The organism is Acinetobacter sp. V89_7 (assembly GCF_029967895.1).
GTDB lineage: Bacteria > Pseudomonadota > Gammaproteobacteria > Pseudomonadales > Moraxellaceae > Acinetobacter > Acinetobacter soli.
In genome coordinates, this window is sequence record NZ_JASCAJ010000031.1 from 72,679 (window position 1) to 86,890 (window position 14,212).

The 14,212-nt window shown below is 44.6% G+C and carries 11 protein-coding genes; all 11 read left to right on the forward strand.

Annotation, left to right across the window (positions count from 1 at the left end; translation table 11 throughout):
* Positions 1–140: 140 nt before the first annotated feature.
* The 11 genes from QLG00_RS11680 to QLG00_RS11730 all read left to right on the forward strand — a co-directional run bounded on the left by QLG00_RS11680 (position 141) and on the right by QLG00_RS11730 (position 14,133).
* Positions 141–476: a hemagglutinin repeat-containing protein gene (locus QLG00_RS11680; RefSeq protein ID WP_282471053.1), complete on the forward strand. Its 336-nt coding sequence runs from the start codon at positions 141–143 to the stop codon at positions 474–476.
* Entirely contained in the window at positions 473–628 is a 156-nt protein-coding gene (locus QLG00_RS11685; RefSeq protein ID WP_213064095.1) for a hypothetical protein, read from the forward strand. The genes QLG00_RS11680 and QLG00_RS11685 overlap by 4 nt, the downstream gene beginning before the upstream one ends.
* A 774-nt stretch (positions 629–1,402) precedes the next feature.
* On the forward strand, positions 1,403–3,193 hold the full coding sequence (locus QLG00_RS11690; protein ID WP_282471054.1) for an IucA/IucC family protein: 1,791 nt from the start codon (positions 1,403–1,405) through the stop codon (positions 3,191–3,193).
* Complete coding sequence (locus tag QLG00_RS11695) at positions 3,186–4,592, forward strand: SidA/IucD/PvdA family monooxygenase (RefSeq protein ID WP_282471055.1); 1,407 nt, start codon at positions 3,186–3,188, stop codon at positions 4,590–4,592. Before QLG00_RS11690 ends, QLG00_RS11695 begins: the two co-directional genes overlap by 8 nt.
* Before the next feature lie 10 nt (positions 4,593–4,602).
* Complete coding sequence (locus QLG00_RS11700) at positions 4,603–6,036, forward strand: MFS transporter (protein WP_282471056.1); 1,434 nt, start codon at positions 4,603–4,605, stop codon at positions 6,034–6,036.
* A 21-nt stretch (positions 6,037–6,057) separates the two neighbouring features.
* On the forward strand, positions 6,058–7,908 hold the full coding sequence (locus QLG00_RS11705; protein ID WP_282471057.1) for an IucA/IucC family protein: 1,851 nt from the start codon (positions 6,058–6,060) through the stop codon (positions 7,906–7,908).
* A complete protein-coding gene (locus tag QLG00_RS11710; protein WP_282471058.1) occupies positions 7,905–9,812 on the forward strand; it encodes an IucA/IucC family protein in 1,908 nt (635 codons plus the stop codon). The genes QLG00_RS11705 and QLG00_RS11710 overlap by 4 nt, the downstream gene beginning before the upstream one ends.
* 15 nt (positions 9,813–9,827) lie before the next feature.
* A complete protein-coding gene (locus QLG00_RS11715; protein WP_282471059.1) occupies positions 9,828–10,643 on the forward strand; it encodes a (2Fe-2S)-binding protein in 816 nt (271 codons plus the stop codon).
* Positions 10,628–11,254 carry an RraA family protein gene (locus tag QLG00_RS11720; RefSeq protein ID WP_208477877.1) on the forward strand — a complete coding sequence of 209 codons (627 nt, stop codon included), beginning with the start codon at positions 10,628–10,630 and terminating at the stop codon, positions 11,252–11,254. The genes QLG00_RS11715 and QLG00_RS11720 overlap by 16 nt, the downstream gene beginning before the upstream one ends.
* Position 11,255: 1 nt before the next feature.
* A complete protein-coding gene (locus QLG00_RS11725) occupies positions 11,256–11,858 on the forward strand; it encodes a GNAT family N-acetyltransferase (RefSeq protein ID WP_282471060.1) in 603 nt (200 codons plus the stop codon).
* 82 nt (positions 11,859–11,940) lie between these two features.
* Entirely contained in the window at positions 11,941–14,133 is a 2,193-nt protein-coding gene (locus QLG00_RS11730) for a TonB-dependent receptor (RefSeq protein ID WP_282471061.1), read from the forward strand.
* The last annotated feature ends 79 nt before the right edge of the window (positions 14,134–14,212 follow it).

A 14,212-nucleotide genomic window follows, 5' to 3' on the forward strand; every position in this document is an offset into this window, starting at 1 on the left:
GCTAATAGTGTATATAGCAGAGTAAAGTTGAGTCATTTAGGAGCCTGTAAATAAAGCTGGGTAAAAGTCCCAATCTTAGTACCCTATGTATAGGATAACCGCAACTGGCACTACCAGTTTTAATGAAACCAAAGACTTGAATGAACAGCCAAAGCAGTAACAGCAAAACCAATAGCCAGAGCATAAGTTACACTTATGGTGGTGGTGGCAGTGCCTCAATTGGCAAACAAACTAGCACATCAGAAAGCAACAGCCTAAACAACATAAACAGCGAAGTGAGCCTGAACAAAACCGAAGGTCGCTTAAATAGCCTGAATATCAAAGGCGGAGAAGTCAGCATACAAGATCGGGGCAATCTACAAGTCAATAATATCCATGTGGAAAGCTTACAAGATACTGCGAGTAGCAGTAACAGTAATCTCGGTACAAGATCAGAGGGATATATGCAGGCGATGACGGCTATCAGATCAATGTGAAAAATAATACCGATTTAAAAGGCGCGATTATCACCTCAAACCCACTTGCTGAAACCTTGAATAAAAATAGTTTAAGCACAGGCACGCTCACCTATACGTATCTTCACAATCAGACCGAATACGATGCTAATAGTATAGCAGTAGGTGGCTGAGTAAATATTAAGGCGACTAGGATGGTATTAGAAAAAATAAACAAGGGCAACCAACTAATAATATTAATCTTAAGTCGATTTTAAAGAGATTTTATCTCTATTATTTTAACTAGAATAAAAACGAAATTATTCAAAAATTTATGTCGACAATTTATCTTTAAACCACTCGACGACTCGATGAATCACCCAAGGCTGAAACCAAATTAAATCACCATGATTTCGATAAATTTGTTGTAATCTGCCGAAGTAAATCCACCACCCGGAAAGTATAAAATTGCAGGCTTAAGCGCTTCAGTTCTGGGGATAAGTAAGGACATCTTTAAACATCTGACGGAGCTTAACACCTACTACTTGATGATAAATGACATCATTGAGTGCATCGATCTGCTCGCGAGAAATAGTGCCACTCATGAGTTCAACTTCTTCTAAATTACTGAAATCTATTGTTTTGGTAAAAGTCTCTGCCATAGCAGTTTCTCTGTAATTGATTAAGCTAACCTTTAAGAGAGTGGAGAATAACGCAGCGGTTGAACAGTCAGATTTCACAGCACATTTGTTAAATAGCGTTCAGGGTTTATTTAAAGATTCACAGCGATAGCTTGATGTGATCAAGGTGGTGAATCAATAAAGCGAGTTGTTCCTTTTGTGCCGATGCCCCGTTGGCACTTTTTTAGTGTATTTTTTTATCATTTATTGTAAATGATAATAATTAGCATTTGCATTATTATTTGATTGGTCGTATTCTCATGCAACTTTCTTATAAGAGCAAAGTTGATGAAATCAATCACGGATAAGATCGCGTTACAGAATTTGATAAATTCTTACCTTCAAGAAACCGGCCAAGGTCGTTTTATTCCTCCCACTGAACAATCTGCTTCATTGTTAAAAAAGAGTCGGGGCTTACCCGTTTTAAGTATTGTGTTGCATACCCTCGATGCGAATTTATATGTCTCGATTGCTTATCAAAGTAATGTAGGTCGGCACCGATTTGCTGAGTTGCCTTGGGTTGAACGGGATGGTTTAGAGCTTCGCGTTTCATCTGCCACGCTGGCAGCCAATCTCCTCGAAAATATTTTACATCATCAGCAATATTCCGCTTTAGATACCTCATCATTACTGGAGTCTTGGATTCAGAGCCGCCGAGCATTACAACAATTTTTACACTATCGTGAAGCTGATTTGCACCAGCTCATCAGCCTCAAGCAATCGTTTATTCAAAGTGAGCAGGCACTTATAATTGGGCATAGCATGCATCCATCGCCTAAAAGCCGGCAAGGTTTTGTTCAAGACGACTGGAAAGCCTTTTCACCTGAAACCCAAAATCAATTCAAAATGCATTTCTTGTATGTGCATCCTGCTTATGTCGCACATGACAATGCGCATAATCTTTCGGTTCCTGAGCAATTTAAACACGATCTCGAGTCGTATTTTAATGACTATCATCGTCTGAAAATTCAGCAATATCCCAACTACGCACTTGTTCCTTTGCATCCGTGGCAGGCACGTTATTTAAAAGACAAAGCATGGTATCAAACACTATTACATCAAAATAAACTTGTCGACTTTGGTGAGCTGGGGTGGAACATGAAGGCAACCACCTCGGTACGCACGCTGTATAGCGAGCAGGCGCCGTGGATGTTTAAAACCTCCATGACGGTAGCGGTTACCAATTCTGTTCGAGTAAATTTACATAAGGAATGTCATCGCGGTTTACTCAGCTACAAGCTTTGGCATGACGATTGTTTAGCCGATTTTCGACAGCGCAATCCCAAGCTTCAGGCATTGAGTGATCCGGCATGGATTGCCATTCAGTTTAATGGCGAAGTCTTAAACGAAACCATTTGCATCTTGCGTGAAAATCCGTTTAAGACACAGGATGATATTAGCTGCGTGGCATCGTTATGTCAGGATCATCCTGCGATTGAAACCAATCGTTTTAACGAAATTTTTAACTCAATATCGGCGCGTACTGGCCAATCACAGCATGTTGTGGCACTTGAATGGTTTGAGCGTTTCTTAGATATCACCATTTTGCCCTTAATGGAGCTATACCACGAATTTGGCATGGCATTCGAAGCACATCAGCAAAATACGCTCATTGCGCTGCAAGATGGATTCCCTCAAGCGGTTTGGTTCCGAGACAATCAAGGCTTTTATTACATTCAGGAGTTGGCAGGTAAAATTCTTACGCGCTTTCCAGCCTTGGCAACTGAGGGGCAGGCGGTCTGTCCACAGGCTTTGGTCGATGAGCGTTTCCGTTATTATTTTATTGGCAATACCTTGTTTGGCCTCATTAATGCCATGGGTGCAACTGGAGTGGTCACCGAGTACCAACTGATTGAAATGCTGCAGTCGTATCTGCTTCAAGCCTATCGTTGTTATCCAGACAGTGCATTGCTACACACGCTTTTATATCAAGAAACCTTTCCCTATAAAGGCAATCTGATGACGCGTGTCTATGAGCTAGACGAACTACAGGCACATATTTCACAACAGTCCATCTATGTCGATTTAAAAAATCCACTATGTGTTCATTCACAGGTCACGGAGATCGAACATGCTTGATTTTATCGGGGTTGGATTAGGGCCTTTTAACTTAAGCCTTGCTGCACTACTCAATGATCGGGACGATTTAAAATATCAGTTTTTTGAAAAGCGTGATGGCTTTGACTGGCATGCTGGGCTACAGTTGCCGCAAGCGATGTTGCAAGTGCCTTTTATGGCCGATTTGGTCAGTCTGGTTGAGCCGACCAGCCCGTTTAGCTTTTTAAATTATTTAAAAGACCAGCAGCGGCTGTATAAATTTTATTTTCGTGAAAACCTGTATATTCCGCGCAAAGAATATAACCATTATTGCCAGTGGGTGGTAAAACAACTCAGCCATTTAAGCTTTGGTCATACCGTCACCGATATTGCACCCATCAGCAAAGGTTTTCAGGTGATTACCGAGCACAATGGCCGTCTGGCGGTGCATCAGGCCAAAAAATTAGTCCTTGGCGTGGGAACCGTGCCGGCATTGCCGCAGCCTTTACAATCGATTGCCGAGCAAACACCAGATTGTTTGCATTCTTCGAGTTATTTGCAGCAGTGCAAGGAGCAGTTGTCTGGCAATGTGGTGCTGATTGGCTCAGGCCAATCGGCTGCCGAGATTTTTATTGATTTATTCGACCGGCAGCTTTGCCCAGAAACGGGAGAGCCTCGATTTCATCTGTACTGGCTCACGCGCTCTGCTGGTTTCTTCCCTATGGAGCATACACCGCTGGGCTTGGAAAATTTTAGTCCAGATTATATGCAGTACTTTTATGAGTTGCCCAAAGCGCTAAAAGATCAGTTGCCCTTGCAACAGGCCAATCTATACAAAGGGATTAGCAGTACAACCCTTCGCGATATTTACGAGCGTTTATATCACCGTAGCATCGGGCAGGCCGAAACTCATGTAACGCTGGCAGGGCATCACCAACTTGAAAATGCCCAGTTGAGCAGTGGCAACCGTATTTTACTCAAATTTTTCCAGACTCAAAAACGCCAAGTCTTTAATTTGCAGGCGCAAACTGTGATTGCCGCGACTGGATATCGTTATCCTGCAATGAAATTTTTATCCAAACTCAATGCTCTCATTCCACACGATGCACAAAATCGCTGGCAGATCGATGCGTCACATCGCGTGGCGTATCAGGGAGACGGCGAAATTTATGTTCAAAATACCGATTTGCATCATCACGGTGTCGGTACCCCAGACTTAGGACTTGGGGCATTCCGTTCGGCAAAAATTGCCAATCAAATTCTGGCAGAAACCCATTTTAAACTGGAGTCTAGGCAAAGCTTTCAGGAATTTTCACTGGGTGAGCAGCAGACCGCTCCCCATCGTAGCCGACTGAATAAACCTTTTCGTGCAGAAGGCCTGCTGTCGCAACGCGCCAGTAAAAATAGCGAATCGTATTCGGAGTACAGCAGCAAGTACTGAGGGAAAGAGTATGGCACGCTTACATCTTAAGCACGAACCGTCTCGTCAGTCAGCACGCTGGGTCATGCTCAGTGTAATGCTGGGCACTGGCACAGTCAGCCTGAGCAACAGCAGTTTTAATCCGGCACTGGCCACACTCATGCAGCAATTTGCGCTTTCAGAGGCACAAGTGAGCTGGGTCATGGTGATCTTTTTAATGAGCATGAGTTTAAGCCTATTGTTGGCAGGTTATCTGAGCCAGACCTTGGGTAAACGCAATGTGTATTTGATGGCATTGCTGACCTTTGTGGCTATTTCGGCGGTGGGTATGCTGGCGCAGTCCTTTAATACCGTGTTGCTGGTGCGAGCCATTCAGGGCTTTGCCAGCGGACTCATGATTCCACTGTCGCTGGGGCTTATTTTTGCAGTAACACCTCAATCGGAACGTGGCGCTGCCACTGGCATTTGGGGAGCAATGATCATGCTCACGCTTGCCTGTGGTCCTATGCTCGGTGCACTGTTACTGCTGAAATGGGGATGGCCCGCATTGTTTAGTGTAAATCTGCCCTTTGGACTAATTGCACTATTCGTGGGCTATAAAACCTTACCCAAGCAGCCACAAGGCGGCGTTTCTGCTTTCGACTGGCAAGGCTTTAGCACACTGTCTATTTTAATTGTGGCGCTGTTACTGGCATTGAGCCAGATTAAAACCCGCGCTGACTTTTGGGCACCGGCATTTTATCTACCGCTGCTGCTGGCTATTTTAATGGGCGGGCTGTTCCAGTGGTTGCCTGCAAAACGTAAAGCAGTACTGATTCCGGCACAACTTTTTGCCAGTCCGGGCTTTAATTTTAGCTTGATCATTTCAGTGCTGCATACCGTGGGCCTGTTTATCATGCTCTTTGCGATTCCGCTTCTGGTTCAAAATGCTTTACATCTTTCTCCGCTCTGGACAGGCGCATTACTTATGAGTAGTGCTTTGTGTACCAGTGTATGCAGTAAATGGGCAGGCAATTGTCTTGATCGTTTTGGCGCAAAATGCCTGATTTCAGTTGGGCTGCTACTGACGTCGAGTGCATTTATAGGGCTTGGCGCGGGCATTCATCTTCCAGTTACTTTTCTGATGCTGTGCATGATGGTTCATGGGCTCGGATTTGCGATGTCGTATATGCCCTCAACCACAGCAGGTCTAAACAGTTTAAATAATCAGGAACTGGTGACCCAAGGCGCTGCCATCAATAACCTGTTGCGCCGTTTATGCTCCGCGGTTGCCGTGGTCTTGGCGGCTTTGTATTTACAGTTTCGAAGCGCATCGCTATTGAGCCTACACGATCCGCAGTGGGCACAGTTAATTGCCATCCGCGAATTATTTCTAATCTGTGCAGGCGGCTTGCTACTGGCATTGCCTTTTGCATGGAAATTTCCAGACATCAAAAACTCATCCGCTTGTAAAGCGAGCATGTAATTAAAATTGAGGAACAATAACATGGGAAATTTAAACAGTTCAGCACTTCATGAATATCGCGTTTCATCGCCTAGCATCGCGTGGCAGCAGCCCGATCAATCTGCCATAGAGCAGGTTGAACAGCGTGTAATTAAACAGTTATTGCAAGCACTGATCTATGAAGACATTGTTCAGGTTTTTGAACACGATGGGACCTTTGAGATACAGGCAACCGATCAGCAGCAAGCAGTGATTTATCGGGCCTATGGTCAGCGTTATTTAAGTTTTGGCTTAATCCATTTTAATCATGCGCCTGTAATTCGGATTGATGCCCGTGGTGTTTCACAACCAGCTCGTTTAAATGGCGTGCTAAATGAAATTGTACGTGCGATTCCAAATGCGCAGAAATGTGAAGATTTTCTGATGGAGATCAAGCGCACGTTTATGCATGACGTACAGTCCATTTCGTATAAACAGGCGTATCCACTTCCGGCCAGTCAATACTGTTATGATCAGTTGGAAACCTATTTGATGGATGGTCATCCGTATCACCCATGTTACAAGTCTCGGGTGGGTTTCAGTCTGCTCGATAACGCCAAATACGGTGTCGAATATGCAGAACCGATTCATCTGGTTTGGCTGGCGGTGCATCATTCATTGGTCAAGCGTCAAACGTCGATATCAGCATCACAAGATCACACTAAAATTGCGCAGCTCAGTCCAAAAGATCGGGCAGAGTTTCAGGCTACACTGATACAAAAGACCGAAAGCCCCGATGAATTCATTTGGTTACCTGTGCATCCTTGGCAATGGGAAAACACTATTATTCCGATTTTTTTTGAGGAACTTAGCGCTGGACAACTGATTTATCTGGGCCGTGGAGAAACGGCTTATGTGGCGCAGCAATCTCTCAGAACTTTGACCAATCTAAAGCAGCCAGAGCAGCCGTATATCAAGCTCTCGATGAGTCTGACCAATACTTCCAGTTCACGGATTTTAGCCACTCATGCTGCCATGAATGGACCTCTCATTACCGACTGGTTGCAGGCACTGATGGATCAAAGCCCAATTGCACAAGCATTAGATTTTGCAATTTTAAGAGAAACTCATGCCATGGCGCTCGATTTTACCCAGTTGCCATCCTCTCATGCCCAGCAGGCTTATGGCACGATTGGCAGTTTATGGCGAGAGAGTGTCCATTGTTATTTGCGTGAAGGTGAGGATGCCATGCCACTTAATGGCGTCGGGCATTTACAATTGAATGGGCAATTACTCATTCAGCCTTGGCTAGATCAATATGGTGCAGAACAATGGCTCGATCAGTTTCTGTCGGTGACCATTCAGCCTATTCTATTTTTTCTTTATGCCGAAGGCATTGGGACGGAATCTCACGGCCAGAATATGATTTTGGTACATCGAAATGGCTGGCCAACACGGATCATTTTAAAAGACTTTCACGATGGTGTGCGCTTTAGTCCGCAACACTTGACCCATCCCGATCAATTTCCAACGCTACATGCCTTGCCTAAAGAACATGCAAAAGCAAACCGGATGTCTTTTATCGAAACTGAAGATGTCAATCTGGTTCGAGACTTTAGCTGTGCCTGTTTATTCTTTGTTGCCTTGAGCGATATTGCCATCAGTTTGCATCAGCAGCTCAATCTGGATGAGCGAATCTTTTGGTCTAAGGTGGCTGGAGTCATTCATGCTTTTCAGCGTCAGTATCCTGAACATCAATCACGTTATGAAATCTTTGATGTTTTTGCTAAAGAATATTGCATTGAATCGCTCACCAAACGTCGTTTGTTTGGCGATGCGGCAATTCAGTTAAAGCAGTTGCAAAATCCGTTATATCGCTTTCGTGTATGGCAGGCCAAGGAGCAGACAGCATGAATAGCAAATTACAGCTCCATGTGCAGCTTCAACACAGTATCCAGCAGGATTTACTCAACAGTCTTCTGGCCGAAGATTTTTTTGCAGCGCACGACATGCAAACATCTTCGCAAGTACAACAAGTGATTCAGAAGCTTGCGCCTTATGCACAAGACGCTCTTGCACAGGCTTGTCAGGAACTAACGCATTTTGTGGTTTACGGTACAGAGAGTCGCACCAAGCTTGTGATTATCGGGATTACACCAGCCTATAAGCAGCCTTGGCAGATCAAGCCAAACGCCATCTTTCTATTCGATCATACCGAGCAGCGGATTCATCACGAACCCAGTGCCTTAATGCTTTACGACGCATTCATTCACTTAGGGCTTTTTGCTGACTGCACTGCTGAAAAAATTCAGCAGTTTCGAGACGATCTGATGCTTGCAGACGCACAATCGGCGCTGAGTGCAAATGTTTCAATCTTTAAAAATAGTCAGCAAGACCATAGCCCGGCCGAGCACTTTCAAAATCTAGAGCAATATGCGGCCTTACGTGATCGGCCTTATCATCCATTAGCGAAATTAAAAGATGGATTTTCAGCGACAGACTATCAACGGTATAGTCCAGAATTTCAGCAACCGATTACAGTTCGGTGGGTTGCGGTTCGTAAGGATTTGCTGGTGGTTGGGCGTGATATTCATGATCTTGAGCTTGATCAGCCTGCTCGGATCTTTCTTAATCCTACACAACAAGCACAACTGCATGCCGAACTGATCGCCAAAAAAATCGACTCGAACTATCTGCCGATGCCAATGCATGCATGGCAGTTTGAACATGTTTTAGATTCCACCTTTGCCCAAGAAATTGATCTTGGATGTCTTATCCCACTGGCATTTTCTGTACATCATTTTTATGCCAGCTCATCTATTCGAACGCTGATTTCTGGCTTGAATCCCGAAGATCACCTGAAACTGCCCCTCGGCATCAAGGCCTTGGGTTCACTGCGCTTTTTGCCGATTGTTAAAATGATCAATGGACAAAAAAATCAGCAACTTTTAACCGAGGCAAAGCGCATTGATCCGGTACTGGCCAGCCGACTCTGGTTGTGTGATGAGCATCAGTGGTGGGGCTTTATGCCGCATCAACCGCACAATTTAACCCCACAAAATGAAACCTTGTTTGAAGAGCAACCGATGCATTTGGCTGCACAGCGCCGAATCATTCCTGCCGAATTACTCAAAGCGCCGTATCAGCTTATTCCAATGGCCAGTCTGGGGCAGTCTGGGCTGGCCGATGCATCCGTGTTTCAATCGCTATTCGGCGCTCAGTTGCCTACTCCCGAAGTAGTCAAACATGTTTTTTATACGCTATGTCACGAGTTTTTCGAGATTAACCTGCGCTTGTTTCGGTTAGGTTTAATGGGTGAAATCCATGGCCAGAATGTATGTTTGGTACTCAAACAAGGCCAGTTTGCGGGCTTGCTGCTACGCGACCACGACTCTGTTCGCATTCATCTGCCTTGGATGCAGCAGGCGGGATTACACGATCCCGTATATTTAAGTCCCTCAGATTTTCGAATTACTTTGTATCACGATAGCGTCGAAGAACTGCTGGTGTACTTACAAACCTTAGGCATTCAAGTCAATCTGGCCAGTATTTTAGAGTCGGTTGCCCGTCATTATCAGTTAGATGAAAAACTCTTGTGGCTCGCATTGGCTCAGGCATTAAAAGATACCCTTGAATTGGTACCGTTTTCACCAGAAGCTCGTCGTTTGCTTACACATTGTCTATTTGAAGAAAAACTTTGGCCGCATAAGCAGCTCCTTCGACCCTTGCTACAGCAAGACAATCGAGTGGGGAGTATGCCCACGCGGGTTGGGCAAACACATAATGTATTGCAACGAATGACTGCATATCACGAATAGGCAACAGGGTAGGGCATGCAGTCAAATATTCCGTTTATGGCACTCGAATCACATCCAGCACATCTGGGTTTTGCGTCCTTACAGACAGAGATTGAGCAAGTGCTCAATATCCGGATTGAACTGTGCCATCAATCGAATCATCGAGGTTCAGATCTTTTACATCCCGATCGATGCTTGAAAATTGTGCAGCAGTTTGCTGCCCAAATACAAGTTAAAAACCTCACCTGTGCAGGTTCAATGCTGATCAAGTATTGGGCAGTGCCACTGTTGTATCCCTACTTTTACAGTGTATTGCTTAATAAACCACACATGCCGTGGGCATTAGATAAAGTCGTGCTTGATCTGGATGCATCGTGGGCGTGGGATCGGGTGCTTAAGCTTAATCTCGATGCTGAATTTGAGCAGAGCATGCAGTCACCACCGAGTGATCCTGTTGCATTTTTCCAAATTATTTTCAGTGACTTAAATGAAGTATTTGAAGTGCTGGGCCGTGTCGCAAAAGTACCCAAGGTTTTATTGTGGGAAAACACGGCACTGAGAATTTTACAATTTTACGATCTGATGGCACGTCGGCAGATTTCAGCAGAATTCTTAGCGCGTATCAAAGCGCAACGAGCAAGCGTGCAAATGCTGTACGCCGATGACTTTGGGCTGGCAAAAAATCCATTTAAACAATTGTTCGATGCGTGGAGCAATCGACAGCAATGTTATCAACGCCAAAAATGCTGCTTCTACTTTCAGTTGCCTGAGGCAGCACATGACTACTGCAAAAACTGTCCATTACAGCAACGCAGCAAACTTCGAGAAAAACATCAATGCAAACATCTATAAATGAACTGATTGAAAAGTACGCAAATATTGCCACTTCGACCATTGGTCATGTGCTCGATGAGGGACATCTGGCACAGATTCATGCCATTAATCGCATTCATCATGTCACAGGCCGTGTCAGAACCGCTAGGCTCGCTTCGATCAATGCCATGAACCTGCGTGATGCATTACTACAAAGCGAACCGAATGATGTGCTGGTCATCGATGCGCGTGCAATTCCAAATCGTGCCTGCTGGGGAGAGCAGCGCCATCGTGCGGCCATTTATCATCAATTGGCAGCAGTGGTGGTGATCGGCGATGTGACCGACTGTGTGGCGTTACGTGAAATGAAACTGCCAGTTTTTGCTCGTTCTATCAGTTGCCTCACCACGCGTCATCAGGGTGAAAGTCTGGTCGAACATGGCCAAGACATTGTGGTAGGTCAAACACGCATTGCATCGGGTGATCTGATGATTGGCGATGCAGACGGTGTCTTTATTTTATCGCCCGAAATTGCGCAGGATTTATGGCCAACATTTCAAGATATGGAAGAACAAGAACAGCATAAACGTCATCACTTTTTTAATCAGCACCATCCTCGTGATTATTACCATGCTGAACAGAGACGCTAATATGCAACGACGCTCTTGTTTATCGACACGTTCTTCGCGATTACCTGACCATTTTGACTATCAGGTGGGCGAAGTAAAGTATGGACTACGTGAGGTGTGTCTTGAACACGACCTTCGCATACTGCATCGCTGGATGCATGAACCGCATGTGATTCCGCAGTGGAAGTTAAATATCAGCCAGAGTGATTTAGCGGTGCATTTTGAGAAAATGCACATGGATGATCATCAGCGGCTTTATATCATTCAAATCGATGCATCTGACGTGGGTTATTTAGAAATCTATGAAGCTGCCCGAGACCGTTTAGCCCTTTACTATGTGGCACATCCAGATGATATGGGCTGGCATATTTTGCTGGGCGAAAAAAGTGTGGTGGGCAAGGGGCATTTTCGGGCAGTAATGAAAATGATGTGTCAGTTTGTTTTCCAGCACACACCTGCACTAAAAATTGTAGGAGAACCCGATATCGCAGTGCGTTCTTATGCATACGTAGCAGATCAGATTGCATTTGAAGCAAAGCAGATTTTGAATATGCCGGAAAAACAGGCAGTGCTGTATCACTGTGATCGTGATCGGTTTTTACAGCTTTGTGGTGAAAGTGCTTAAAACACCACGACACTTTTTATTTTACTTTTTATTGATAATGAGTATTATTCTTAGTTTTATTATATTTATCTGTGGGGATAACATGCGTACAAAACAATTTGCTTTGAGTTTGCTGGCCATGGCGATATCGGGTTGCCTGTATGCAAATGATCAGACCGACTCAAACAGCACGGCAACTGAAAACACATCTAAAAAAGATGTGGTGGCGCTCAATAAAATTGTCATGACCGCCACCCGAACACCCAAAAGTATTGCCGAAATTGCAGGAACTGTGCAGACCATTCAGGGAAGTGAAATTACACAACAAGCTGGAGCGGGGCGTAAGGTGGCCGATGTTCTGGCTCAATTGGTACCATCGCTGGCACCGAGCAGCGGAACCACCAGTAACTATGGCCAGACCATGCGTGGTCGAACCATTCTGATGATGATTGATGGGGTACCTCAAACGGGTTCCCGTGATGCCGCGCGACAGCTCAACAGCATTAGTCCAGAATTAATCGATCATATCGAAGTGGTATCTGGAGCCACCAGTATTTATGGTTCAGGTGCGACAGGTGGCATCATTAATATTATTACCAAGCGTGCCAATCCAGATCAGCCACTTAGTTTGAGTACCAAAGTTGGCATCACATCGGCCGATAATTTCCGTGCAGATGGGCTCGCCTATGAAATCGGTCAAACTGCTGCATTTAGTCAGGACAACATAAACGGATTTTTAGGCGCCAACTTTACCAGCCGTGGCGCGCAGTTTGACGGTCGTGGCAACCGGATCTCTTTAAGTCCATGGCAAGGCAGCACCATGGATACCGATACCCTAGACATCAATGGACGTATTGGCTTTAACGTGTCAGATTCACAAACACTCAGCCTCGGTGCTCAGTACTACAAAGATCGACAAGACACCAAGTATGGCCCAGACTACACCAAAACCAGTGCCGACTATTATGTGCCTATTAAAGGCTGGAATGTACCCGATCAACCTTTTACAGAGCGTTATGGTGTAAACACCCAGTATCAAAATACAGATATATTCGGTCAAATCCTGAATATTGATGCGTATTACCGTAAAGAAAAATTACGCTTTGTGCCTTATGCCGGGGCTTTAGTCACCAATGGTGCAACAGTCAGACAAAGCGAATCTGACAACGATTTTTATGGCCTACGCTCGACCTTACAATCGAAATTTAATCTTCTTGATCGCAATTTGGGTCTGACTTACGGCATCGATTACGATCATGAAAATGATCGCCAGTGGGCAGATGAATACATCGCGTCGGATAATGGTTTGACTTATACCGCGACAGGCGCTGTTCAAAGTCAGGGGCCAGATACAAAAATTGATAGTATTGGTTCATTTGTTCAAGCAGATTATGAGCTGACCGATCGGTTGAATCTTCAGGGTGGTGTACGTTATCAATACATTCAGGCAAAAACAGATGCCTATGTACCGGTACGTGAAAGCAAAGAGATTGCAGCCGGCAGTACCGATGCCGATAAGTTTTTATTCAATTTGGGTGCGGTATATAAACTGAACGATGCACAGCAGCTCTATGCAAACTTTTCACAAGGCTTTAGCTATCCAGATGTACAGCGTATGCTTCGAGATGTTTCGACGTATAACATTACCACCGCGAATTTGCAGCCGATTACGGTAAATAACTACGAGCTCGGGTGGCGACTAGAACAAAATCAAGGGTTAAATGTCAGTTTGACCGGTTTTTACAATACCTCGGATAAAACCGTGCAATTTAGTAACCGAGCCGCGCGTGTTGTCGATACCGATCAACGTGTTTATGGCGCTGAAACAACCTTAAGTTATCCATTTTTGCAGCAATTTAAAGTCGGTGGAACGCTCGCTTACACGCGCGGTCAGTATAAAGATGAATCTGGTGCATGGCATGAGTTAAACGCCTATCAGGTCGCACCTGTAAAAGGAACTGTATTTGGTGAATGGGATCAAGACGGTTACGGTGTGCGTGTGCAGGCTTTGGCCATTAAAGGCAGCAATAAGGCCTACAAAGACGATCTCGCTTTCGCTGCAAAAGGCTTTAAAGATGACAACAACGCGGCTGACATTTCGGGCTATACCACCATGGATGTTTTGGCACATTTTCCAGCACTCAAAGGTCGTGTAGATTTTGGGGTGTATAATGTCTGGAATCGCCAGTATAAAACCGTGTTTGCCCAACAAGCAGCAAAAACCAATACAAATGCCTATCTAGATATTCCAGCTCAAGGCAGAACCTATGCATTAAGCTATACCATTAATTATTAATTTTGATCATTTTAAATTTTACTAGCCGATAAATACATATTTGTCGGCTGATTTAATAGCAATTTTTTTATTCATAATA

Excerpts from the sequence above, each read along its gene's own strand:
- QLG00_RS11680 (WP_282471053.1), top strand. The coding sequence starts at position 141 with ATGAACAGCCAAAGCAGTAACAGCAAAACCAATAGCCAGAGCATAAGT.
- QLG00_RS11690 (WP_282471054.1), top strand. The coding sequence starts at position 1,403 with ATGAAATCAATCACGGATAAGATCGCGTTACAGAATTTGATAAATTCT.
- QLG00_RS11695 (WP_282471055.1), top strand. The coding sequence starts at position 3,186 with ATGCTTGATTTTATCGGGGTTGGATTAGGGCCTTTTAACTTAAGCCTT.
- QLG00_RS11700 (WP_282471056.1), top strand. The coding sequence starts at position 4,603 with ATGGCACGCTTACATCTTAAGCACGAACCGTCTCGTCAGTCAGCACGC.
- QLG00_RS11705 (WP_282471057.1), top strand. The coding sequence starts at position 6,058 with ATGGGAAATTTAAACAGTTCAGCACTTCATGAATATCGCGTTTCATCG.
- QLG00_RS11710 (WP_282471058.1), top strand. The coding sequence starts at position 7,905 with ATGAATAGCAAATTACAGCTCCATGTGCAGCTTCAACACAGTATCCAG.
- QLG00_RS11715 (WP_282471059.1), top strand. The coding sequence starts at position 9,828 with ATGCAGTCAAATATTCCGTTTATGGCACTCGAATCACATCCAGCACAT.
- QLG00_RS11720 (WP_208477877.1), top strand. The coding sequence starts at position 10,628 with ATGCAAACATCTATAAATGAACTGATTGAAAAGTACGCAAATATTGCC.
- QLG00_RS11725 (WP_282471060.1), top strand. The coding sequence starts at position 11,256 with ATGCAACGACGCTCTTGTTTATCGACACGTTCTTCGCGATTACCTGAC.
- QLG00_RS11730 (WP_282471061.1), top strand. The coding sequence starts at position 11,941 with ATGCGTACAAAACAATTTGCTTTGAGTTTGCTGGCCATGGCGATATCG.